The sequence below is a fragment of the Pseudomonas sp. GM41(2012) genome, assembly GCF_000282315.2.
GTDB lineage: Bacteria > Pseudomonadota > Gammaproteobacteria > Pseudomonadales > Pseudomonadaceae > Aquipseudomonas.
The window spans coordinates 548586-571722 of sequence record NZ_AKJN02000008.1; the positions used below are offsets into that span (position 1 = coordinate 548586).

The following is a 23137-nucleotide window of genomic DNA, read 5'->3' on the forward strand; positions in this document are numbered from 1 at the left end:
CTATACGGACCGACAGCATTTCCCTCACCCCTCAGGGAAATCCCTCTCTAAATTCCGATTCAGTAGTGTGGTATTTCCTTAATGAAAGTGTTGAAAGGCCAGGACATCCTGGCACTTGGTTTTATGACGTTTGCCCTGTTTGTCGGGGCTGGCAACATCATCTTCCCGCCTATCGTCGGTCTGCAGTCCGGTCCAAATGTCTGGATGGCGGCGCTGGGCTTTCTGATCACCGCGGTCGGTCTGCCGGTAATCACCGTCGTTGCCCTGGCCAAGGTCGGTGGCGCCATGGATGCCTTGAGCAGCCCGATCGGGAAAGTCGCCGGTGGCCTGTTGGCGGCCGCGTGCTACCTCGCTGTCGGCCCGCTGTTCGCGACACCGCGCACCGCCACCGTGTCATTCGAAGTCGGCTTGGCGCCGCTGACCGGCGAGAGCCCGCTGGCGCTGTTCCTCTACAGCTCGGTGTACTTCCTGCTGGTGTTCTTCATCTCGCTCTATCCGGGCCGGCTGCTGGATACCGTAGGACGTTTCCTCGCGCCACTGAAGATCATCGCCCTGGCCGCGCTCGGCATCGCCGCGTTTGCATTGCCGGCCGGTGATATCGGCGTGGCCACTCCTGAATACGTGGCGGCGCCGTTCTCCCAAGGCTTCATCAATGGTTACCTGACCATGGATACCTTGGGCGCGCTGGTGTTCGGCATTGTCATCGTCAACGCAATCCGTTCCCGTGGCGTCGAGTCGCCGGTGTTGATTACCCGTTACGCGATCATCGCCGGGCTGATTGCCGGCGTGGGCCTGGCGCTGGTTTACGTCAGCCTGTTCCGTCTCGGTTCGGGCAGCCATGAAGTGGCCGCGGGTGCCACCAACGGCGCGGCGGTGTTGCACGCTTACGTGCAGCACACCTTCGGCTCTCTGGGTAGCGGTTTTCTGGCGGTGCTGATCTCCCTGGCCTGTCTGGTAACGGCGGTGGGTCTGACCTGCGCTTGCGCCGAATACTTCAGCCGTGTGCTGCCGCTTTCCTACAAGACGTTGGTCATCATCCTGGCGGTGTTCTCGCTGTTTGTGTCCAACCTGGGCCTGACCAAGCTGATTGCGTTCTCGATCCCGGTGCTGACCGCGATCTACCCGCCGTGCATCGCCCTGGTCGCCCTGAGCTTCTGCAAGGACTTCTGGCATGAGCAGGGCCGAATCGTCGGTCCGGTGATGCTGGTGTCGTTCATCTTCGGTTTGATCGACGCCCTCAAGGGCGCGGGTCTGGCGGACTGGATGCCGACTCAGTTGTCCCACCTGCCGCTAAGCGAGCAAGGCCTGGCCTGGCTGGTGCCGTCGGTCATGACCCTGGTCGTTGCGGTGGTTTGCGATCGCCTGCTGGGCAAACGCGAAGAAGCACTGGCTTAAGCCGCTTCATGGCCCGCCATAAGCGGGCCTCGAGCACCCATGGAAATGCCCCGTATCAATCGATACGGGGCATTTTTTTTGGAGGGGGTGCAGTGTCTTTTTCCTTGAGCTAACGTCGAATATCTCACTTGTAGGAGCAAGGCTTGCCCGCGATGATGATCTCCAGGATGCCATCGCGGGCAAGCCTTGCTCCTACGGGTTTAATCAACGTCTCACAAGGAATTGCATGTCGTTCATCCACGCCAACATGATCCACATCCTCGCCGCGCTCTGGTTCGCTATCTGCTGGGGCGGCTACACCCGTTATGCGACGTGGAAGGGCCGCGACACCGCGTGCCTGGCCAGCGTGCTGCACCTTTATCGCGAAGACTGGATGCGCCGCATGCTGTTGCGCGACAACCGCATCGCTGACGCCAGCGTGATCGGTAACCTGGAGCGCAACGCCTCGTTCTTCGCCTCCAGCACACTGATTATCCTGGCCGGCATTCTCACGGTGCTCGGAGCCTCCGAAAGGGCAGTATCGTTATTGGCGGATATCCCGATGGTGCAGCAGGCCTCTCAAGGAATGTCCGAGATCAAGTTGCTGTGCCTGGCGCTGGTGTTTGTCTATGCGTTCTTTACGTTCAGCTGGTGCATGCGCCAGTACAACTTTGCGGCCATTCTGGTGGGCTCGGCGCCTATGGTCGGTGAACGTCACGTTTCTGAACAAGAGCGCAAAGCCTTTGCTGCCCGGGCGGCCCGCGTTATTTCCATGGCTGCCAACCAGTTCAACTTCGGACTGCGCTCCTACTACTTCGGCATGACCATGCTGGCCTGGTTCGTCAGCCCGTGGTTGTTCATGTTGATGAGTGCCGGCGTGGTGCTGGTGTTGTATCGCCGGGAGTTTCATTCCGACGTTCTCGACGTGATGGTCTATACACCTACAGAGGCGCCATTGCCCGAGGCGATTAAAGAGGCTGTTTGATGAGTATTCCGTTCTGGTGTGTATTTATCAGCGCACTGCTGATTTATGTGGCGAGGATTCCAGTCGCCAGGGCGATGAGCGAGCAGGGTGGTTACGACAACCATTTGCCGCGCCAGCAACAAACGCAGCTGACAGGCTTTGGTGCCCGTGCGTTGGCGGCTCATCAAAACTGTTTTGAGGCGTTCATTCTGTTCGCGGTGGGAGTGTTGATGGCGCACACCACGCAGACGGCGGGATGGCTGATCGACTTGCTGGCAATCATCTTCGTGATTACGCGAGTCATTTATTTGCTGTGCTATTGGGTTGATCTGGCCTGGCAGCGGAGCCTGGTATGGTTCGTCGGACTAGTGTGTTCGTTGTTGCTGATGATTAGTCCGACTTTTAAAACTATTTTTCTGTAACACCTGCTTTGTAAAAAACCACGCAAAAGAAAACCCGCACTTGGCGGGTTTTCTTTATCACGCTAAAAACTGTTTTAGTTTTTAGGTGCTTCTTTTGCTGCCGCTGCATCCGATTCAGCCTGAGCTTTGGCGGCTTCGGCGTTTTCTTTCGCCGCGTCGTTCACTTTATCCTGAGCTTTGCTCATGTCTTGTTGAGCTTGCTCAGCATGTTTGGTGGCTTCTTGAGCTTTGTCCTCGGATTTTTTATCGCAGGCTGCGAGACCGAGGGAAGCGGTCAACATCAAGGCAATAGCTAAAGTCTTACGCATGGGGTGTTTCTCCTTATGGAAAATATCTACTTGGCCTTTCGAGCGCAGCCCATCGCGTTAAGTTCCTCAATTCATACAGATATATAAGTTTATTCCGACGGGAACTTTTACTAAAAACGCCTGGTACGTTGGCTGAACACTAAGAAGAGTTTTATCAAAATGTCCGAAATCCCCGTTTTTGAGCGCGCAACACGATTTCTATCGGCGCTGCGACATTGTCAGGTACTTGGGCTGCGGGTTCACAGCGCCAGCAGCGAAGGCCTGACAGTGATCCTGCCGTACAGCCCTCAAATTGTTGGCAATCCGCAAACCGGCGTGATTCATGGCGGGGCGCTGACCTCGCTGATGGACACGGCCTGCGGTATGTCCACCCTCTGCGTGCTGCCCGAGTTCGAAGTTTGTCCGACCCTCGACCTGCGCATCGACTACATGCACGCCGCCGAGCCGCATAAAGATGTCTACGGTTTTGCCCAGTGCTACCGGGTGACCACGGATGTGATCTTTGCTCGCGGTTTCGCCTACCAGGACGACCCCGAGCAGCCCATCGCCCATGTGGTGGGCACCTTCATGCGCATGGGCAAAGCCATCAAGGGCACCAAAGGCTTTGGCGGCGTCATCGCCGGAGGTGCGAAATGACCGATTCCTTCAAGGAACAACTTCAGCTGGCACATGAGCAGGGCGATTATGCCTCGCTGCTGCACCTGATTCCTTACGCCAAACTGATCGGCGTCGAATGTTCGCGGGTGGGGGATGATCTGCTGTTTCGCTTGCCGGCGAACAAGGACAACATTGGTAACCCTTTATTACCGGCGATTCATGGTGGCGTGATCGCCGGGTTCATGGAATTGTCCGCAGCGCTGCACCTGCTGATTTTCACCGGTTCACCGGGTGTGCCGAAGATCATCGATTTCTCCCTCGACTATCTGCGCGCCGGGCAGTTTCGCGACACCTGGGCCAGATGCCAGGTTTGCCGGCAGGGCCGCCGGGTGGCGAACGTTGCGATTACGGCCTGGCAAAGCACTGAAGCCGAACCGATTGCCACGGCCCGTGCCCATTTCAAAATTGAATAGCCCTTGAAATCCTGAACTCAGCCCCCAACTTTGATGACAACCCGCCGCCGACCCTTCAGGTCGCGGCCACTGCCATCTGATTGGAGTTTGATGACCATGAGTGTGGAAACTCAAAAGGAAACCCTGGGCTTCCAGACCGAGGTGAAGCAACTGCTGCACCTCATGATCCATTCGCTGTATTCCAACAAGGAAATTTTCCTTCGCGAATTGATCTCGAACGCCTCTGACGCTGTCGACAAATTACGTTTCGAAGCCCTGTCCAAGCCTGAGTTGCTGGAAGGTGGCGCCGAACTGAAAATCCGTGTGAGCTTCGACAAGGACGCTAAAACCGTCACCCTCGAAGACAACGGCATCGGTATGAGCCGTGAAGATGCGATCACCCACCTGGGTACCATCGCCAAATCCGGCACTGCCGATTTCATGAAACATCTCTCCGGTGATCAGAAAAAAGATTCGCACCTGATCGGTCAATTCGGTGTGGGTTTCTACTCTGCATTCATCGTCGCCGATAAAGTCGATGTGTTCAGCCGTCGTGCCGGTGCTGCTGCCAGCGAAGGCGTGCACTGGTCGTCCAAAGGTGAAGGCGATTTTGAAGTTGCCACCGTTGATAAAGCCGAGCGCGGCACTCGCATCGTCCTGCACCTGAAGTCCGGTGAAGACGAATTCGCCGATGGCTGGCGTCTGCGCAACATCATCAAGAAGTACTCCGACCACATCGCTCTGCCGATCGAGTTGCCGAAAGAAGTGGCAGCCGTCGAAGGCGAAGAGCAACCGGCCGTTGAATGGGAAACCGTCAACCGCGCCAGCGCCCTGTGGACCCGTCCGCGTACCGAGATCAAGGACGAGGAATACCAGGAGTTCTACAAACACGTCGCTCACGACTTCGAAAACCCGCTGAGCTGGAGCCACAACAAGGTCGAAGGCAAGCTCGAATACAGCTCGCTGCTCTACGTGCCGGCCCGTGCTCCATTCGATCTGTACCAGCGTGAAGCGCCGAAAGGCCTGAAGCTGTACGTACAGCGCGTGTTCGTGATGGATCAGGCAGAGTCGTTCCTGCCGCTGTACCTGCGTTTCATCAAAGGCGTGGTCGATTCCAACGACCTGTCGCTGAACGTGTCGCGGGAAATCCTGCAGAAAGACCCGATCATCGATTCCATGAAGTCGGCGCTGACCAAGCGCGTTCTCGACATGCTGGAAAAGCTGGCGAAGAACGAGCCTGAGCAATACAAGAGCTTCTGGAAAAACTTTGGCCAGGTCATGAAAGAAGGCCCGGCAGAAGACTTCGCCAACAAAGAGAAAATCGCTGGCCTGCTGCGTTTCGCATCGACCAACGGTGATGAAGGCGAGCAAGTGGTAGGTCTGGCCGAATACCTGGCTCGCGCCAAGGAAGGTCAGGACAAGATCTACTACCTGACCGGCGAAACCTACGCGCAAGTCAAGAACAGCCCGCACCTGGAAGTCTTCCGCAAGAAAGGCATCGAAGTGCTGCTGCTGACCGACCGCATCGACGAGTGGCTGATGAGCTACCTCAGCGACTTCGACGGCAAGAGCTTTGTCGACGTGGCGCGCGGTGATCTGGACCTGGGCAACCTGGATTCGGAAGAAGACAAGAAAGCTGCGGAAGAAGTCGCCAAGTCCAAAGAAGGTCTGGTTGAGCGTCTGAAAACTGCACTGGGCGACTCCGTTGCTGAAGTGCGGGTTTCCCACCGTCTGACCGACTCCCCGGCGATTCTGGCCATCGGCGAGCAGGACCTGGGCATGCAGATGCGTCAGATCCTCGAAGCCAGCGGTCAGAAGGTTCCGGATTCGAAGCCGATCTTCGAATTCAACCCGGCTCACCCGCTGATCGAGAAGCTCGACAACGAGCAGAGCGACGAGCGCTTCGGCGACCTGTCGCACATTCTCTTCGATCAGGCGGCCCTGGCCGCCGGCGACAGCCTGAAAGACCCGGCCGCCTACGTGCGCCGTCTCAACAAGCTGCTGGTTGAACTGTCGGTTTAACTGCGTTGTACAAAAACCCGCTTCGGCGGGTTTTTTTTATTCTGCTGAGCTACGGCGGCGCGGTGCATTCCTTCACCGATCCGCACGCCAATGTGCCGGGCATGATGATGTATGACGCGAAGACGGCAAGTCGTGCGTTTGCCTCGATGCACAATCTGCTGGATGAAGTTTTTAAAGGCTGATAGCTGGTTTTTGATCTGACATCGTTGGTTTCAGTGCCGCCGTCTTCGCGAGCAAGCCCGCTCCCACATGGGATCGCGGTCCACTGTGGGAGCGGGCTTGCTCGCGAAAGCGGTTTAACTGGCGCTAAATATCTTAAGGCAATTCGATCCGCTCACTTTCCCCCGGCACCATCGGCCAATCCCCGGCGGCCCAGCGTCGCCGCGCTTCATCGATCAACGCCGGATCGCTCGCCACGAAGTTCCAGTTGATCCGCCGCGGCCCATCCAGCGGCGCACCACCAAACAGCACGGCATGACAGTCGCTTTCAGCGAACAGTGTCATCTCTTCCCCGACCGGCAACACCACCAGCGAATGCGGTTCTATCAGCTCGCCATCCAGTTGCACCTCGCCGTCCAGCACATACAACGCCCGCTCTTCATGCTCGGTAGGAATCAGCAAGGTGGTCGCCGTTTGCAGGTTCAATTCGGCATACAAGGTAGGAGAAAGCACCGGGACCGGTGACTCCAGGCAAAAGCCTGACCCGGCAATCATCCGGATCTTCACCCCCAGGTTATCGCTGACCGGCAGCGTGGCCGCTGGATGGTGGCTGTAGTGTCCGGGGCCGTGCTCTTTATCTTTCGGTGAGGCCAGCCAAATCTGCAAACCGTGCATCGTGAAGCCGCTGTCTTTCAACGCCTCAGGCGTGCGTTCAACGTGGGCAATCGCGCTGCCCGCCGTCATCCAGCTGACATCACCGGCGTCCACCACCTGGTCGGAGCCGAGGCTGTCCTTGTGCTGGATTTTTCCTTCGAACAAGTACGTGAGGGTCGACAGACCAATGTGCGGATGCTGACGGATGTTCATGCCTTTTCCCGCTTCATAACGGGTTTCGAGCATGTGGTCGAAAAACACGAAAGGCCCGACGCTGCGGCATTTGGCTGACGGCAGTGGGCGAAGAATGGGTTGGCCTTCGACATCTTCGGCGCGGGGACGGATCACGAGCGGAGTGTTCATGCTGCATTCCAGGCTGAGCGGGTAATGCGTGGAGCATAACCCGCTTGCGCAGCCCTTGCCGCTATTGGCTGAAGGCACCTTCAGACAGGTGCGTTTCGATGCTGACGTCGGTGGTGGTCATCAACTTGTGGACCGGGCAACGGTCGGCCACGCGGTGCAGTTCGTCGCGCTGAGCATCGGTGAGCACACCTTTGAGTGTCAGTTTGACGTGGAGGGCATATTTACCTTTCTGCTCTTCACTGTTGTCACGTTTGACTTCGACGGTGACACCAGTCAGCGGGATGCCTTTCTTCTTCGCGTACATCTTCAGGGTCAGGGCTTTGCAGGCACCCAGGGCCGCGTCGAAGTAATCGTGTGGCTCGGGCGCCGAGCCTTCGCCGCCGGCGAGTGTCGGTACGTCGGCAAAGAGTTGATGGTCATCGATCTGTACGCTGTGACGAAAACCTTCGGCGGAAACGGTATTGACGGTGACAGTCATGGGAACCTCGCAGGCAACAGGAAAAGTCATTCGATCAAAAAAGACCTTGAAGGTATAGAGCATTCCGCCTGTTACGCGTTCCACTTTCTTGCTCGCCCGTTCCCGAGCGCTGAATCGTTACCGCCCGGTGATCGAAGCAGTTGAGGCGTTTTGATATCACGTTTTCGTCTTACGCAAAATTTCCCCGGGCCGATACCTTCTTAAGCAACCCGCTGCAGGGTTGATGCAGCGCTTTTGGAAGGAACCAGAGCAATGAGTATCAGAAGTCTGAATATTGCGCCGCGCGCGGGCCTGGGTTTCGGCCTGCTGGCGTTGATGGTGTTTGGATTGGGGGCGTTCGCCCTGCTGCAAATGTCGAACATGCGCGCGCAGTCCGATCAGGTCGACGACAACTGGCTGCCCAGCGTGATGGCGGTTGGGGAGATGAATCAGGACATGCTGCGGCTGCGGGCATTGACCATGCGCCTGCTGATCAATCGGGACCCGCAGGCGCTGGCGCAAAACGTCAGCAAACTCAACGAGCTCAAAGGCATCCTGGGTGAGCCTCAGCAGCGCTATGACGTGCTGATCGTGCTGCCTGAAGAGCGTGTGCTGTTCGATCGCTTCAAAGCCTCGGAGCAACACTACCTGCAGTTCCAGACTCAGGTGATGACGCTGTCTGCTCAGGGACGAGTGGAAGAGGCGGCCGCCATCCTCAATGGCGAGATGAGTCCGTTGGCTGATGAAATCGCCGCCACCCTCAAGGCATTGGTCGAACTGAACAAGCACAACGCTAACCTGGCGACGGAGGCGGGGCGCCAGGTGTTCAGCCGTTCGCGGGTCGGGGTCGGGGTGATGATCGGCGTGACGGCGCTGATGACCATCGGCCTGGCGCTGCTGCTGACCCGCAGCATCGTCGTGCCGCTCTCCCAATCGTTGAAGGTGGCTGAAGGGGTGGCTGGCGGCGATCTCACCGGTGATATCAGCATCAGCGGCAAGGACGAGCCGGCGCGGCTGTTGCACGCCCTCAAGAGCATGCAGGGGAGTTTGCGCGAAACCCTGCGGCGTATTTCCGACTCATCCAGCCAATTGGCCTCGGCCTCGGAAGAGCTCAGTTGTGTGACCGAAGAGGCCACCCGGGGCCTGCATCAGCAGAGCCTGGAAATCGACCAGGCCGCCACGGCGGTGAATCAGATGACCGCAGCGGTGGAGGAGGTCGCGAGCAATGCGGTGGCGACGTCCGAAGCGTCTCGGGAGTCCGACCGGATCGCCCAGCACGGTCGTGAGCAGGTGCATCAGACCGTGTTGTCCATCGAGTCCCTGGCCGATGATGTCACGGCCAATGCGACCCAGGTCGAGGACCTGGCGCAGAAAGTTTATGGCATCAGCAAAGTCCTGGAGGTGATTCGCTCGATTGCCGAGCAGACGAACTTGCTGGCCCTGAACGCGGCCATCGAAGCGGCGCGGGCCGGGAGTGCCGGGCGCGGATTTGCGGTGGTGGCCGATGAAGTGCGGGCGCTGGCGCACCGGACGCAGCAATCGACCCAGGAAATCGAGCAGATGATCTCCGGCATCCAGAAAGGCACCGATGCCGCAGTCAGCTCGATGCAGCAGAGCAACACGCGTGCGCGTTCGACCCTGGAAGTGGCGAAAGCCGCGGGCACGGCGCTGGAGGAAATCGCCACGGCGTTTACCCTGATCAATGAGCGCAACCTGGTGATCGCCAGCGCCTCAGAGGAACAAGCGGCTGTCGCGCGCGAGGTGGATCGCAACCTGATGAACATTCGCGATCTTGCGTTGCAGACGTCGGCCGGGGCGAATCAAACCAGTGCCGCGAGCCAGGAGCTGTCTCGGTTGGCGGTCGATCTGAATACGATGGTGGCGCGGTTCTCGGTCTGAACGCCGAGCGGTTTTGTCGTTCCGGCGACGCTACCGGCTGGCTGTGCAAGGTTGCGGGTGGCGCCATCCCGGCCTATGGTCCAAGCGATGCTTTACTTGCGACTGGCGCGCGATGACTCGCCGTCGGTTGCTGTCCATCCAGTGCTGATTTGCGTAGCGAGGTGACGACATGCCCACCGACTCCCGACCCGCCGTGCTCGAACTGATCGGCAATACGCCGCTGGTGCGCGTCAGCCGTTTCGATACCGGCCCGTGCACGCTGTTCCTCAAGCTCGAATCGCAGAACCCCGGCGGCTCGATCAAGGATCGCATCGGCCTGGCGATGATCGACGCCGCCGAGCGCGATGGCAGCCTGCGACCCGGCGGCACCATCGTCGAGGCCACCGCCGGCAACACCGGCCTTGGCCTGGCCCTGGTCGGCCGTGCCAAGGGTTACCGAGTGGTGTTGGTGGTGCCGGACAAGATGTCCACCGAGAAGGTCTTGCACCTCAAGGCGATGGGCGCCGAGGTGCACATCACCCGCTCCGACGTCGGCAAGGGCCATCCCGATTACTACCAGGACGTTGCGGCGCGGCTGGCGCTGGAAATCCCCGACGCTTTCTTCGCCGATCAATTCAACAACCCGGCCAACCCGCTGGCCCACGAGTGCAGCACCGCGCCGGAGATCTGGGCGCAAACTCAGCATGACGTGGACGCGATCGTCGTCGGCGTTGGCTCGGCCGGTACGCTGACCGGTCTGACTCGTTTCTTCCGCCGCGTGCAACCGGAGCTGGTCATGGTGCTGGCCGACCCGGTCGGTTCGGTGATGGCCGAATACAGCCGCAGCGGCACCATGAATACGCCCGGCTCCTGGGCGGTGGAGGGCATCGGCGAGGACTTCATTCCGTCGATTGCCGACCTGTCCAGCGTGCGCCACGCCTACTCGATCAGCGACGAGGAAAGCTTCGATCATGCCCGCCAACTGTTGCGCGCCGAAGGCATACTCGGCGGCTCTTCGACCGGCACACTGCTGGCGGCGGCGCTACGTTACTGCCGCGAGCAGACCGAGCCGAAGCGGGTCGTGAGCTTCGTCTGCGACACCGGCACGCGCTATCTGTCGAAGGTCTACAACGACCAGTGGATGAACGATCAGGGCCTGTTGCAGTACAAACATTACGGTGATCTGCGCGACCTGATCTCGCGGCGCTTCGAGGATGGCCGGGTGATCAGCGTGGGCCCGGACGATACGCTGCTCACCGCGTTCCAGCGCATGCGCCTGGCGGATGTGTCGCAACTGCCGGTGCTGGAGGGCGGGCAGCGGTTGGTCGGCGTGATCGACGAGTCCGACATTCTGCTGGGCATGCAAGAAGATGCTTCGCACTTTCGCGCGAGCGTGGCCAGCGCGATGACCGATCAGCTGCAAACCCTGCCTCCAAGTGCCAGTCTGGCTGAACTTCGGGCGGAGCTCGACCGTGGGCTGGTGGCGATCATCGCCGACGCTTCGGGCTTCTACGGCTTGATTACTCGAGTCGACATGCTTATTCACCTACGGAGATCCCTTAGATGAGTCAACACGATGAAAACGCTGTGCCACGTGCCTTCGCCACCCGTGTGATCCATGCCGGGCAAACGCCCGACCCTACCACCGGGGCGCTGATGCCGCCGATTTACGCCAACTCCACCTATTTGCAGCAGAGTCCCGGTGTGCACAAGGGCTTCGACTACGGGCGCTCGCACAACCCGACGCGCTTTGCGCTGGAGCGTTGTGTCGCGGACCTCGAAAGCGGCACCCAGGCCTTCGCGTTCGCCTCCGGGCTGGCGGCGATCTCCACCGTGCTCGAACTGCTCGACGCGGGCTCGCACATCGTCTCCGGCAATGATTTGTACGGCGGCACCTTTCGGCTGTTCGACAAGGTGCGCAAACGCAGCGCCGGGCATCGCTTCAGCTTCGTCGATCTGACTGACCTGGAGGGGTTCGAAGCGGCACTGCAGCCCGACACGAAAATGGTTTGGGTCGAGACGCCAAGCAATCCCTTGCTGAGTCTGACGGACCTCGCCGCCGTCGCGCGCATCTGTCGCTCGCGAGGCATCATTTGTGTTGCCGACAACACCTTTGCCAGCCCGTGGATACAACGCCCGCTGGAGCAGGGCTTCGACATCGTGCTGCACTCGACCACCAAGTACCTGAACGGCCACTCCGACGTGATCGGCGGCATCGCAGTGGTCGGACAAAACGCAGACCTGGCGGAGCGTCTGGGCTTCCTGCAGAACTCGGTAGGCGCGATCGCCGGGCCGTTCGACGCTTTCCTCACCCTGCGCGGCGTGAAGACCCTGGCGCTGCGCATGGAGCGCCACTGCAACAACGCGCTGGACCTGGCGCAATGGCTGGAGCGTCAACCGCAGGTGGAGCGCGTCTATTATCCGGGCCTGCCGTCGCACCCGCAGCACGCACTGGCGCAGCGGCAGATGCGCGGTTTCGGCGGGATGATATCTCTCGACCTGAACTGCGACCTGGCCGGTGCCACGCGCTTCCTCGAGAGTGTGCGGATCTTCGCCTTGGCCGAGAGCCTGGGCGGGGTGGAAAGCCTGATCGAGCACCCGGCGATCATGACCCACGCCAGCATCCCCGCAGACACCCGTGCGCAACTCGGCATCGGCGATGCGTTGGTGCGGTTGTCCGTGGGGGTCGAGGATGTCGAAGACCTGCGCGATGACCTGGCACAGGCGCTGGCGCGGATCTGAATATCAGCAGGCAAAAAAAATCCGGAACCCTTATCGGATTCCGGATTTTTGTGTCGAGCCGGATCAGCTGCCTTTGACAGCCTTGCCGTTGACCGTACCGTCGAGGAGCATGATGTTGTACTCCTTGCCGTCGGTTTCAACCTGTTGCAGACGAACCAGCAGGTAATCCCAGTCCTTGGCGAACCACAGGACGGTGATGCGCTTGCTTTGCGTCGGGTCGCGCACGCGCTCGACCTTGATCGCATCGATCTGGCCAGCCTTGGTGTCGACCTTTTCCGAACCCAGCACGCGGAAATCATAGGTATCGACTTCACCATCGTCGACGACTTGATAGCTCATGCTTTTCTTGCCAGCGGCCACGTCGTGCTGCAAGGCGAGCTGATAAGTGGATTTGTCGACCATGCCGCGGTTGAGCGGGATCTTGACCGGGTCACCACGATCGGTGCCGGTGACCATTTTGTTGGTCCAGTCGAAATCCAGGTCAGCCTTCTTGGCTTTACCCAGGCCGCCACGTTCGAAGTGGTAGGACTGCGGCAGCATGGTGTCCTTGTCCAGCGTCAGGGTGCTTTCTTCGGTCAGGCTGGCGATCATCATCGAGGCCTTGAAGCTGAGCTTCCAGGCGCCGTTGGCTTGCTTGGTCAGGCTTCGTTCAGCGGTGCCGCTCATGGGCAACTGCTTCCAGTCAGCGGTATAGCTGGCGGAGAAAGGTTGAAGTTCTGCAGCCTGCGCAAATGGCAGTGCGAGCAGAGCGCAAGCGAAGAGCAGGGCACGACGCATAAAATCTCCTAGGTTCGAATCAAGTGGCCGCTGGCCGCGAGTAACTTTCCATCCAGTAAAGCACCTTGTTCGCCGAGTGATAAACGACCTTCGGCAAACCAGCGTACAGCCAACGGGTAGATCAGGTGTTCCTGTGTATGAACTCGCTGCGCCAGACTCTGCGGCGAATCGTGCAACTCTACCGGTATTACTGCCTGTACGACCAGTGGTCCGCCATCGAGTTCCTCGGTGACGAAGTGCACGGAACAGCCGTGCTCGGTGTCGCCGGCTTCCAGCGCGCGCTGATGGGTGTGTAACCCTTTGTATTTGGGTAGCAGCGAAGGATGGATGTTGAGCAGGCGACCCGCGTAGTGGCGCACGAAGTCAGCGCTGAGAATGCGCATGAAACCGGCCAGTACCACGAGTTTGGGGTTGAACGCGTCGATCTGCTCGATCAGCGCGGCATCGAAGGCCTCGCGGCCTTCGAAAGCCTTGTGATCCAGGGTGCGGGTGTCGATACCCGCGTCCCTGGCGCGTTGCAGGCCGTAGGCGTCGGCGCGGTTGGAAATCACCGCAGCGATGCGGGCCGGGCTGTCGCCGGTCCGCGTGCTGTCGATCAAGGCCTGCAAGTTACTGCCGGTGCCGGACAACAGCACCACCACATCACAGGTCTGGGACATCAATGAGCCTTGAGGTTCTTCAGTTCAACCTGAGCCGCGCCTTCGGCAGCGGTGGAGATCTGACCGATGACCCAAGGCTGCTCGCCGGCTTCGCGCAGGACGTTCAGGGCGGTTTCGACGTGCTCTTGAGCAACGCAGATGACCATGCCCACGCCGCAGTTCAGCACGCGGTGCATTTCGTTTTCGTCGACGTTGCCTTTCTCTTGCAGCCAGTCGAACACGGCAGGACGGGTCCAGCTCGCGACGTCAACCACCGCTTGTGCGCCTTTTGGCAGAACGCGCGGGATGTTGTCCAGCAGGCCACCACCGGTGATGTGGGCCATGGCTTTGACGGCGCCGGTTTCCTTGATCAGCTTGAGCAGCGGCTTCACGTAGATACGGGTCGGAGCCATCAGCAGGTCGGTCAGCGGTTTGCCGTCGAGCTGGATGTTTTCGATGTCGGCACCGGACACTTCGATGATCTTGCGGATCAGCGAGTAGCCATTGGAGTGCGGGCCGGAAGACGGCAGGGCGAGCAGGGCATCGCCGGCAGCGACTTTGGAACCGTCGATGATTTCGGATTTTTCCACGACGCCGACGCAGAAGCCGGCCAGGTCGTAGTCTTCGCCTTCGTACATGCCAGGCATTTCAGCGGTTTCGCCGCCAACCAGCGAGCAGCCGGACAATTCACAGCCAGCGCCAATGCCGGTCACGACCTGGGTCGCGGTTTCGACGTTGAGTTTGCCGGTGGCGTAGTAGTCGAGGAAGAACAGCGGCTCGGCGCCGCAGACCACCAGGTCGTTTACGCACATGGCAACCAGGTCGATGCCGATGCTGTCGTGCTTGTTCAGGTTCAGTGCCAGGCGCAGCTTGGTGCCGACGCCGTCAGTGCCGGAAACCAGCACGGGCTGCTTGTAGCCGGCCGGGATTTCGCAGAGGGCGCCGAAACCGCCCAGGCCGCCCATGACTTCCGGGCGCGCAGTGCGCTTGGCGACGCTCTTGATGCGTTCGACCAATGCTTCACCGGCGTCGATGTCTACACCGGCGTCCTTGTAGCTCAGGGAGGGTTGCTTGCTCATGATCCAGGCCTTTAGGGGGGATTCAGGGGTAACGACCGAGTCCAGTGGGACCACCGAAACTGACGAAGGCGATTGCCATCCGCGAATTTCAGGGTGCCCGGCTGTTGCCGGTCTGCGAAGGCGCGCGATTTTATCAGGCTTGAGGGGCAGCGGCCATCCTCACGCCGACGGCAGGGGCATATCCGCTTAAAAAAACCTTCATTGCCCGTGTTGGCCGCATCCTTCATGGCTGTATAAGGTATCGCTATTAACCGTCTATCGTTATGACAGTGCAAAAACTTACCAGGGTCAGGTGAATGTTTTGCTGGGGGGCGTGGTCACAGCCTTGCTCAATCCGGTTCACGCGGCCTGTTCCAGCCGCTCTTGTCGTCAGGAATCCTCCATGCGTTTTTTTTCTAGATTTTTGTTTGCGGGCTGTATGTCATTGGTCAGCCTGGCGAGTCATGCCGAAACCGTCAAAAACCTGTATCAGGTGCGCCAGCCTGTCAGTGGGCAAACCCCGGAAGTGCGTGATCAAGCGACCCAGCAAGCGCTGGATACGCTGGTGTTGCGTCTGACCGGCGATCCCAAGGCTGCGCAAAGTCCGGGGTTGGCGGCACTGCGCAAGGACCCGCAGCAAATCATCAGTCAGTACGGCTTTGACGCCGGCCCGCCGGAAGTGCTGAAGGTCGATTTCGACCCGGCCACCACCGAGCAAGCGTTGCGCCGTGCCGGGCTGTCGTTGTGGGGGGCGAACCGGCCTTCGATCCTCGGCTGGTGGTTGAACGATTCCACCGAGGGTTCAAGTCTGGTCGGTGATGGCCAGGCCAGTGCTGCACCGCTGCGTCGAGCAGCGCAACACCGTGGTCTGCCGCTGCGCCTGCCGCTGGCCGATCTGAGTGAGCAGATCGTCGCCACTGCACCGAATCTGGAAGGTACGGACGCGACGCCACTGCGCGGGGCATCGGAGCGTTACAACGCTGACGCCTTGCTCGCGGTGCATGCTCGTGAAGAGGGCGGACAGTGGCAGGCCAAGTGGCATTTGTGGCTCGGCGACAAGAAGGAGGCGGGCAGCGTGCAGGGCGCGGATCAGGCCGCGGTGGCCGATGCGGTGATGCTGGCGGTCAGTGAGCGGCTGGCACCGCGGTTTGTCGTCAAGCCGGGTGCTTCGGGCGAACAATTGCTCGAAGTGCAGGGCATGAACCTGGAACACTACGCGACGCTTGGACGTTTGCTGGAACCGTTTGGTGCGCGCCTGCAAAGTGTCGACGGCGACCGGATTCTCTATCGGGTCAATGGCAGCGCCGAACAGTTGAAGGCGCAATTGTCGCTGGCCAGGTTGCAGGAAGTTCCAGCAGGTGAGGCGCCAGCCCCCACCGCCCCCGTTCAACCTGCTGCCGCCGGTTCGACACCGGCCCTAGCGCCCACGCCGGCACCGATGCCGCAGTTGCGTTTCCGCTGGTAAGTTTTTCTTTCTTTATATAGATGCATATGGAGTTGTACATGGCCGATACGCGGCGTTGGTTCTGGTTGGGTGGGGTGATCCTGCTCTGCGCGTTTGTCTGGCTGTTGCATCCGATCCTGACGCCGTTTCTGGTGGCGCTGCTGTTGGCTTATCTGTTCGATCCATTGGTGGATCGGCTGGAGAAGGCCGGTCTGTCTCGGACGTGGGGCGTGGTGGCGGTGTTTGCGTTGTTCACCTTGATCTTCACGACCTTGCTGCTGGTGTTGGTGCCGATGCTCGCCAAGCAGCTGTTTCGCTTGTACGAATTGGCGCCGCAGATGCTCGACTGGTTGCAGCACACCGCACTGCCGTGGGCGCAATCGAAATTCGGACTCTCGGATAATTTCTGGAAATTCGACAAGCTCAAGGCAGCAATCAGCGAGCACATGGGCCAGACCACTGACATTGTCGGGGTCGTGCTGAGTCAGGCGACGGCTTCCGGGCTGGCGCTGATCGGTTGGTTGGCGAATCTGGTGCTGATCCCGGTGGTGAGTTTCTATCTGCTGCGGGACTGGGACCTGATGATGGCCAAGATCCGCGGTCTGCTGCCCCGTGATCGCGAAGAGCGCGTTGTGATCCTGGCGGGTGAATGCCATGAAGTGCTGGGTGCATTCGTGCGCGGGCAGTTGTTGGTGATGGTGGCGTTGGGCGTGATCTACGCGGCCGGCCTGATGTTGGTTGGGCTGGAGCTGGGGCTGTTGATTGGGATGATTGCCGGTCTGGCGGCGATCGTGCCGTACATGGGGTTCGTTATCGGGATCGGTGCAGCCTTGATTGCCGGTCTGTTCCAGTTCGGTGGCGATCTGTATCCCATGATCGGAATCGTCGCGGTGTTCATGGTGGGTCAGGCGCTGGAAGGCATGGTGCTGACGCCATTGTTGGTGGGGGACCGGATCGGTCTGCACCCGGTGGCGGTGATCTTCGCGATTCTGGCCGGGGGCGAGCTGTTCGGTTTTACCGGTGTGCTGCTGGCGCTGCCGGTGGCGGCGGTGATCATGGTGCTGGTGCGCCATGTGCATGATTTGTATAAAGATTCGGATATCTACGGCGGTGCCGACGAGTCTGAACGCTAAGGTTCGTTGGTGGTTGGTAACGGGTGGCCTGGTTCCATGCCAGGTTGGCCCGCCTCCCTTGCGCGGCTGTCACATGCGCCGCCAAAGAAACTGGCATAAAACCAGGGTGTTAACGCAAACCTTTGATTTTGCTTGTGGTCTGTCGCATTGTGCGACCCGCCTCACGGGTATAAACTTCGCAAACTTTACACAGAGGCCACTAACGGTTCCTTTGGAACTGTTCAGTCAGCATGAAACCGATTCAGCTGCCCCTAGGTGTGCGTCTGCGTGATGACGCTACCTTTATCAATTACTATCCAGGCGCCAATGCCGCTGCACTCGGCTATGTCGAGCGGCTATGCGAAGCCGACGCCGGGTGGACCGAAAGCCTGATTTATCTCTGGGGCAAGGACGGGGTAGGGCGTACGCACTTGTTGCAGGCGGCCTGCCTGCGCTTCGAGCAACTGGGGGAGCCGGCGGTGTATTTGCCGTTGGCCGAACTGCTTGATCGCGGCATCGCCATCCTCGACAACCTCGAACAGTACGAACTGGTCTGCCTGGATGATTTGCAGGCGGTGGCCGGTCGAGCGGATTGGGAAGAGGCGTTGTTCCATCTGTTCAACCGTCTGCGTGACAGCGGTCGACGCCTGCTGATCGCTGCATCGACATCCCCGCGTGAACTGCCGGTGAAGCTGGCGGACCTCAAATCCCGTCTGACGTTGGCACTGATCTTTCAGATGCGTCCGCTCTCCGACGAAGACAAGTTGCGTGCCTTGCAACTGCGCGCCTCTCGTCGCGGCCTGCACCTGACCGATGAAGTCGGGCATTTCATTTTGACCCGCGGTACGCGCAGCATGAGTGCGCTTTTCGAGCTGCTTGAGCGTCTCGATCAGGCTTCCCTTCAAGCTCAACGCAAGCTGACCATTCCCTTTCTGAAAGAAACGCTTGGCTGGTAACAAAAGCCTGGTAAAGCCAAGGCCCTAGCGGGTTTCGGCATCTTTCAGGCGTCAAGAATTCCGCTTTCCTACAGGGCTGCAGGCTGCGCGAACGTCTAAAACGGGCTTAAGCGCTTAGATGTAAACGCGAAACCAAGAAGTCACATAAAGTTCGATTGAATTTGCAAATGAGGTTGATAGTAGGCATAGTCTCGGCTTCTTTAGAACTATCAGCCACGGTCGTGCCCATGCTAAATCGCTTTGCACCCCTCGTGCCTCTCGCACTCGTCACCCTGTTGTTCGGTTGCGCTGCTCACTCTCCAGTGTCCCAGCAAGAGCAACAACAGCAGGTTAAAAACTCTGCTACCGCCCAATCTTCCGTGCTTTATCAGCAAGCTCTTTTCCAGGAAGAGGCGGCCACCGAAAAAGAACTGGCAGACTTCGCCGGCGGCAAGTCGTACCAGCTTCCGGTTCTGGCCGACAGCATCCTCGAACGCGGCATGTCCCTGATCGGTACCCGTTACCGTTTCGGCGGCACCTCCGAGGCTGGCTTTGATTGCAGCGGCTTCATCGGTTACCTGTTTCGTGAAGAAGCCGGCGTGAACCTGCCACGCTCCACCCGCGAAATGATCAACCTCGACGCTCCGCTGGTTTCTCGCAGCAAGCTGGAGCCTGGCGACTTGCTGTTTTTCGCCACCAATGGCCGTCGCGGCCGCGTCAGTCACGCCGGGATCTACCTGGGTGACAACCAGTTCATCCATTCCAGCAGCCGCCGTAGTGGTGGTGTCCGGATCGATAGCCTGGGCGACAGCTACTGGAGCAAGACCTTCATCGAAGCCAAGCGCGCACTCGCGATGGCACCGACTGCGGCCCCGATCGTCACGGCGCGCAAGTAAGCGGACTTTTTGTAAGGTGAACTTAAAGTCTTACTTGAAGTTTGCCACGTAGCAGCTAGAATCCGATCTATTATTGATGGCAAACCGCCTGCGTCCTGCGCAGGCGGTTTTCTTTTCTGCGCCCCCTGCAGAAAAAGCCGCAGCCAGATCAGGATGCTCTGCATATGTCGATGTCGGCCCGCCTCGCAATCATGTTCTTCGCAGCGCTGCTCAGCGCCTGCGCCAGCCGTACACCGCCACCTGCGCCGGTGGTTCGCGCACCCATTATTTTCAGTTCCTCCCAGGCATTCTCCCCTGAGGCGGAAGACGTCTTGTTCCGCGCGCTCGGCCTGGTGGGCACGCCGTATCGTTGGGGTGGCAACACGCCGGATTCGGGTTTCGATTGCAGCGGGCTGATCGGTTATGTCTACCGTGACGTCGCCGGCATTTCTCTGCCGCGTACCACACGCGAGATGATCGGCATGCAGGCGGCCAGCGTGGGCAAGGAAGGCCTGCAAACCGGTGACCTGATCTTCTTCGCCACCAATGGCGGTTCTCAAGTCAGTCATGCCGGGATCTACGTCGGCGAAGGTCGCTTCGTCCATGCGCCGGCCACCGGCGGCACGGTGAAGCTCGACAGCTTGTCCAAAGCTTACTGGCAAAAAGCCTATCTGAGCGCCAAGCGCGTCTTGCAACCTGAGCACTTGGCGCGCAATCCCTAAATGGCAGAGGTTGTCATGACCGCTCGCACACTCAATCTCGACGATTCCCTGTATCAATACCTGCTCGACGTTTCCCTGCGCGAAACGCCGTTGCTCAAGCGTTTACGTGACGAAACCCAGGCGCTGCCCATGGCTCGCTGGCAGGTGGCGCCGGAGCAGGGGCAGTTCCTCGCGCTATTGGTGAAACTCACCGGTGCCAAGCGTCTGTTGGAAATCGGCACCTTCACCGGTTACAGCGCCTTGTGCATGGCGGCTGCATTGCCGGATGACGGTTCGCTGATCTGCTGTGACATTCCCGGCGACTACAACGCCACCGCGCGCCGTTACTGGCAGGAGGCGGGACTTGCCGAGCGGATCGAACTGCGTCTGGCGCCCGCGCTGGATACCCTGGCTCAGCTGGATCAGCAAGCGTCATTCGACCTGATCTTTATCGATGCCGACAAAGCCAACTACCCACGTTATCTGGAGCACGCATTGCGACTGCTGCGTGTCGGCGGTCTGGCGGTGTTTGATAACACGCTGTGGAGTGGCCGGGTGCTTGAGGACAATCCCGAGAGCGAAGACACCCGAGCCATCCAGGCGCTCAATCGTGCATTGAAGGATGACTCGCGTGTGGATTTGTCGTTGTTGCCGTTGGGGGATGGGCTCACACTCTGCCGCAAGCGCTGAACGCGGTTCTTGTGGGAGCGGGCTTGCTCGCGAAGACGGTGTAACAGTCAACAGAGATGCTGAATGTTATGGCCTCTTCGCGAGCAAGCCCGCTCCCACATGGGTTATGTGCGGTTCGAAATTTATTTAACCGCCGACACGCGCCACACCTTGTTGCCCACGTCATCCGCCACCAACAAATCACCCTGCCGGTCAATCACCACGCCCACCGGCCGGCCCATGGCTTTTTCCTCGTTATTGAGGAAGCCAGTGAGCACATCCACCGGCGGCCCGCTCGGTTTTCCTGAGCTGAACGGTACGAAAATCACTTTGTAGCCACTGTGCGGTTTACGGTTCCACGAGCCATGCTGGCCGATGAATGCCCCTTCCTTGAATTGCGCCGGCAGTCTGTTGCCTTCAGCGAACGTCAGGCCCAATGAGGCAGTATGCGGGCCGACCGCGTAGTCCGGCGCAATGGCCTTGGCCACCAGGTCGGGGTTTTGCGGCTCGACGCGAACGTCGACGTGCTGACCGTAATAACTGTAAGGCCAGCCGTAGAACCCGCCGTCCTTCACTGACGTGATGTAGTCCGGCACCAGATCGCTGCCGATTTCGTCGCGCTCGTTGACCGCTGTCCACAATGCGCCGCTCCGGGGTTCCCAGGCCAGCCCGTTTGGATTACGAATCCCCGAGGCGAAGATGCGATGGTTGCCGGTGGCGCGATCCACTTCCCAGATCGCTGCGCGACCTTCCTCCTGATCCATGCCGTTTTCACCGACGTTGCTGTTCGAGCCCACCGTGACGTACAGCTTGCTGCCGTCCTTGCTGGCGATGACGTTTTTGGTCCAGTGGTGGTTCAGCGTGCCGCCCGGCAGGTCGATCACCTTCATCGGCTGCGACTTGATCGCTGTCTCGCCGTTTTCATAGTGAAAGCGCAGCAAGCGGTCCGTGTCGGCGACGTACAGATCATTGCCGACCAAGGTCATGCCGAAGGGTGAGTTGAGGTTTTCCAGGAACACCGTGCGGGTTTCGGCGATGCCGTCGTGGTCCTTGTCGCGCAGCAGCCTGATGCGGTTCGGGCTCGGTACGCCGGCGCCGGCACGGCCCATGACTTTGCCCATGACCCAGCCACGAATACCTTGGCCGTCATCGGGTTTGGGTGGTGCGTTGGTTTCGGCGACCAGCACGTCGCCGTTGGGCAACACGTAGAGCCAGCGCGGGTGATCGAGACCTTCGGCAAATGCCGCCACCTGAGTGCCTGTCGCGGCGATGGGTTTCGCACCGTCCGGCCAGCCGATCGCCGGGGCGATGTTCACCGTCGGGATCAGGGTCTTGTTCGGTTCTGGCAGCTTGGGCGATGGGCCGGTGCCGTCGGAGACTTGCAGCCTGGCGTTTTCTCCACAGGCCGCAAGCCCTCCGGCGAGCACGATGACGAGAGCGAGCGGGGGCTTGCGCATGCTGATCTTCCCTATGAATGCATTGACCTAATCAATAGAGAAGAGCAGGTGCGCGATGGTTCAACCGGTCAGCCGCGGGCTTCCTTGAACAGCACGGCTATGCCAGGGTGATAGTTGCCGGCTTCGTTGCGCAACTTGCGATAGGCATAGGGGAAGTACCAGGCCACGGCGCAGGTGTGTTCCTTTTGCAGATCATCGACCATGTCCTGGAGTTCTTCCGGGGTGGCGCTCTGTTGAGCTTTTTGCGGCGCAACGAACAGGCAGCCGAGTTTCAGGTCGCTGGCGTAGCTGATGCGTTTGGCATCGCTGGTGATGTCCTGCAAGGCTTGAGTCAGGTTCAGGCTGTTGACGCGTGGCCAGCGCTGCGTCGCCTGAAGGTAAGCGCGTTCTTCGCTGGTCGCGATAAACAGATCGGCGCGGCCATTGCGTTCGCCTTCTTCGACCTGTTTACGGGTCGGTGTTTGTTGCAGCGTGACCATTTCCGCCATCCAGGCCGCGGCGGAAAGCAGGCTCAGGTTGGCTTTTTCGTCGTACCAGTAAGGCGTGTCATTATCGCCGCGCACGGCGTTGTAGCGGTCGATACAGTCAAACCAGCGTTCCAGCACCGGGCGCAGGAATTCCAGCTTCGGATTGCTGATGATCATGCCTTGCATGTGGCTCACCCTTGTTATTTGTGTTGTGAGGTTGTGGCTCTTTGATATCACCGCTGAGAGTGTGGCACAAGATTGGCGTCAGATAATTGATCGGCGGCAGTTATTCGCTCGCAGGCCGCCTGTCTTCAATTGACGCTCCATCCCCAACCCTCTAACCTTCGCGGCTTGTTTCAGGTGCTCTGTGACGTTGGTCGACAGAGTGAAACAGGGAAGCCGGTGAGTGATTCTCTTCAAGTGACGAAGAGCCATAATCCCGGCGCTGCCCCCGCAACGGTAAATGAGTGAAGGCTGCGCCTTGAGCCACTGTGTCGACTGTCGACATGGGAAGGCGCGCAGTCAGGCAAATCGCCGCTCATGAGCCCGGAGACCGGCCTGATCCATCCAGCGGCATCACGGTGGGCGATGCCAGGCTTCTTGCCGTCTATT

At 59.6% G+C, this 23137-nt stretch carries 23 protein-coding genes, 1 pseudogene and 1 riboswitch; of the genes and pseudogenes, 16 read left to right on the forward strand and 8 right to left on the reverse strand.

Going from position 1 to position 23137, the window contains the following annotated elements:
• The first annotated feature begins 81 nt into the window (after window positions 1–81).
• The 3 genes from brnQ to PMI27_RS05795 all read left to right on the forward strand — a co-directional run bounded on the left by brnQ (window position 82) and on the right by PMI27_RS05795 (window position 2760).
• Entirely contained in the window at window positions 82–1395 is a 1314-nt protein-coding gene (gene brnQ, locus PMI27_RS05805) for a branched-chain amino acid transport system II carrier protein (protein ID WP_008148607.1), read from the forward strand.
• Window positions 1396–1621: 226 nt separating this feature from the next.
• Entirely contained in the window at window positions 1622–2359 is a 738-nt protein-coding gene (locus tag PMI27_RS05800) for a DUF599 domain-containing protein (protein ID WP_008148609.1), read from the forward strand.
• On the forward strand, window positions 2359–2760 hold the full coding sequence (locus PMI27_RS05795) for an MAPEG family protein (RefSeq protein ID WP_008148612.1): 402 nt from the start codon (window positions 2359–2361) through the stop codon (window positions 2758–2760). The genes PMI27_RS05800 and PMI27_RS05795 overlap by 1 nt, the downstream gene beginning before the upstream one ends.
• A gap of 74 nt (window positions 2761–2834) precedes the next feature.
• Here the strand turns inward: PMI27_RS05795 and PMI27_RS05790 are convergent, their stop codons facing one another.
• Window positions 2835–3068 carry a hypothetical protein gene (locus PMI27_RS05790; RefSeq protein ID WP_008148614.1) on the reverse strand — a complete coding sequence of 78 codons (234 nt, stop codon included), beginning with the start codon at window positions 3066–3068 and terminating at the stop codon, window positions 2835–2837.
• Between the two features lie 159 nt (window positions 3069–3227).
• Between PMI27_RS05790 and PMI27_RS05785 the strand changes: the two genes are divergently transcribed.
• From PMI27_RS05785 to PMI27_RS30735, 4 genes and pseudogenes are all read left to right on the forward strand, one after another.
• The gene (locus tag PMI27_RS05785; RefSeq protein ID WP_008148616.1) at window positions 3228–3704 is read left to right on the forward strand and encodes a PaaI family thioesterase; all 477 of its coding nucleotides are present in this window, start codon (window positions 3228–3230) and stop codon (window positions 3702–3704) included.
• Window positions 3701–4138, forward strand: a complete 438-nt coding sequence (locus PMI27_RS05780) for a PaaI family thioesterase (RefSeq protein ID WP_008148618.1) — start codon at window positions 3701–3703, stop codon at window positions 4136–4138. The genes PMI27_RS05785 and PMI27_RS05780 overlap by 4 nt, the downstream gene beginning before the upstream one ends.
• A gap of 96 nt (window positions 4139–4234) precedes the next feature.
• The gene (htpG, locus tag PMI27_RS05775) at window positions 4235–6139 is read left to right on the forward strand and encodes a molecular chaperone HtpG (RefSeq protein WP_008148620.1); all 1905 of its coding nucleotides are present in this window, start codon (window positions 4235–4237) and stop codon (window positions 6137–6139) included.
• Window positions 6140–6180: 41 nt separating this feature from the next.
• Window positions 6181–6321, forward strand: a pseudogene (locus PMI27_RS30735) (dienelactone hydrolase family protein); the annotation flags it as partial.
• Window positions 6322–6454: 133 nt separating this feature from the next.
• On the opposite strand, the gene PMI27_RS05770 reads toward PMI27_RS30735, so the two are convergent.
• Window positions 6455–7315, reverse strand: a complete 861-nt coding sequence (locus PMI27_RS05770; RefSeq protein WP_008148622.1) for a pirin family protein — start codon at window positions 7313–7315, stop codon at window positions 6455–6457.
• 61 nt (window positions 7316–7376) lie between these two features.
• Window positions 7377–7793 (reverse strand): OsmC family protein, encoded by a 417-nt coding sequence (locus tag PMI27_RS05765; protein ID WP_008148624.1) that lies wholly within the window; start codon window positions 7791–7793, stop codon window positions 7377–7379.
• Between the two features lie 252 nt (window positions 7794–8045).
• On the opposite strand from PMI27_RS05765, the gene PMI27_RS05760 reads away from it, so the two are divergent.
• The 3 genes from PMI27_RS05760 (at window position 8046) to PMI27_RS05750 (ending at window position 12392) form a co-directional block, all read left to right on the forward strand.
• Complete coding sequence (locus tag PMI27_RS05760; RefSeq protein ID WP_008148626.1) at window positions 8046–9671, forward strand: methyl-accepting chemotaxis protein; 1626 nt, start codon at window positions 8046–8048, stop codon at window positions 9669–9671.
• 169 nt (window positions 9672–9840) lie between these two features.
• A complete protein-coding gene (locus PMI27_RS05755) occupies window positions 9841–11217 on the forward strand; it encodes a pyridoxal-phosphate dependent enzyme (protein WP_008148628.1) in 1377 nt (458 codons plus the stop codon).
• A complete protein-coding gene (locus PMI27_RS05750; RefSeq protein WP_008148631.1) occupies window positions 11214–12392 on the forward strand; it encodes a cystathionine gamma-synthase in 1179 nt (392 codons plus the stop codon). Before PMI27_RS05755 ends, PMI27_RS05750 begins: the two co-directional genes overlap by 4 nt.
• Before the next feature lie 63 nt (window positions 12393–12455).
• Here PMI27_RS05750 and PMI27_RS05745 read toward each other — a convergent pair whose 3' ends face one another.
• From PMI27_RS05745 to purM, 3 genes are read right to left on the reverse strand one after another with little or no spacing between them, the layout of a single operon-like run.
• Window positions 12456–13169, reverse strand: a complete 714-nt coding sequence (locus PMI27_RS05745; protein ID WP_008148635.1) for a DUF3108 domain-containing protein — start codon at window positions 13167–13169, stop codon at window positions 12456–12458.
• An 8-nt stretch (window positions 13170–13177) separates the two neighbouring features.
• Window positions 13178–13828 (reverse strand): phosphoribosylglycinamide formyltransferase, encoded by a 651-nt coding sequence (purN, locus tag PMI27_RS05740; protein ID WP_008148637.1) that lies wholly within the window; start codon window positions 13826–13828, stop codon window positions 13178–13180.
• A complete protein-coding gene (purM, locus tag PMI27_RS05735; RefSeq protein WP_008148639.1) occupies window positions 13828–14886 on the reverse strand; it encodes a phosphoribosylformylglycinamidine cyclo-ligase in 1059 nt (352 codons plus the stop codon). The genes purN and purM overlap by 1 nt, the downstream gene beginning before the upstream one ends.
• 382 nt (window positions 14887–15268) lie before the next feature.
• Here purM and PMI27_RS05730 point away from each other — a divergent pair, with 382 nt between their 5' ends.
• From PMI27_RS05730 to PMI27_RS05705, 6 genes are all read left to right on the forward strand, one after another.
• A complete protein-coding gene (locus PMI27_RS05730; RefSeq protein WP_008148641.1) occupies window positions 15269–16330 on the forward strand; it encodes a DUF2066 domain-containing protein in 1062 nt (353 codons plus the stop codon).
• A gap of 38 nt (window positions 16331–16368) precedes the next feature.
• Window positions 16369–17442, forward strand: coding sequence for an AI-2E family transporter (locus tag PMI27_RS05725; RefSeq protein ID WP_008148643.1), 1074 nt, complete (start codon window positions 16369–16371; stop codon window positions 17440–17442).
• A gap of 230 nt (window positions 17443–17672) precedes the next feature.
• Entirely contained in the window at window positions 17673–18377 is a 705-nt protein-coding gene (gene hda / locus PMI27_RS05720) for a DnaA regulatory inactivator Hda (protein ID WP_008148645.1), read from the forward strand.
• Between the two features lie 227 nt (window positions 18378–18604).
• Window positions 18605–19252, forward strand: coding sequence for a C40 family peptidase (locus PMI27_RS05715; protein WP_008148647.1), 648 nt, complete (start codon window positions 18605–18607; stop codon window positions 19250–19252).
• A 164-nt stretch (window positions 19253–19416) separates the two neighbouring features.
• Window positions 19417–19953 carry a C40 family peptidase gene (locus PMI27_RS05710; protein WP_008148649.1) on the forward strand — a complete coding sequence of 179 codons (537 nt, stop codon included), beginning with the start codon at window positions 19417–19419 and terminating at the stop codon, window positions 19951–19953.
• Window positions 19954–19968: 15 nt separating this feature from the next.
• Window positions 19969–20622 (forward strand): O-methyltransferase, encoded by a 654-nt coding sequence (locus tag PMI27_RS05705; RefSeq protein ID WP_008148651.1) that lies wholly within the window; start codon window positions 19969–19971, stop codon window positions 20620–20622.
• A 122-nt stretch (window positions 20623–20744) separates the two neighbouring features.
• Here the strand turns inward: PMI27_RS05705 and PMI27_RS05700 are convergent, their stop codons facing one another.
• Window positions 20745–22058, reverse strand: a complete 1314-nt coding sequence (locus tag PMI27_RS05700; protein WP_008148652.1) for a PQQ-dependent sugar dehydrogenase — start codon at window positions 22056–22058, stop codon at window positions 20745–20747.
• Window positions 22059–22126: 68 nt separating this feature from the next.
• Window positions 22127–22711, reverse strand: coding sequence for a hypothetical protein (locus PMI27_RS05695; RefSeq protein WP_008148655.1), 585 nt, complete (start codon window positions 22709–22711; stop codon window positions 22127–22129).
• 155 nt (window positions 22712–22866) lie between these two features.
• Window positions 22867–23101: riboswitch (cobalamin riboswitch) on the forward strand.
• Window positions 23102–23137 lie beyond the last annotated feature (36 nt).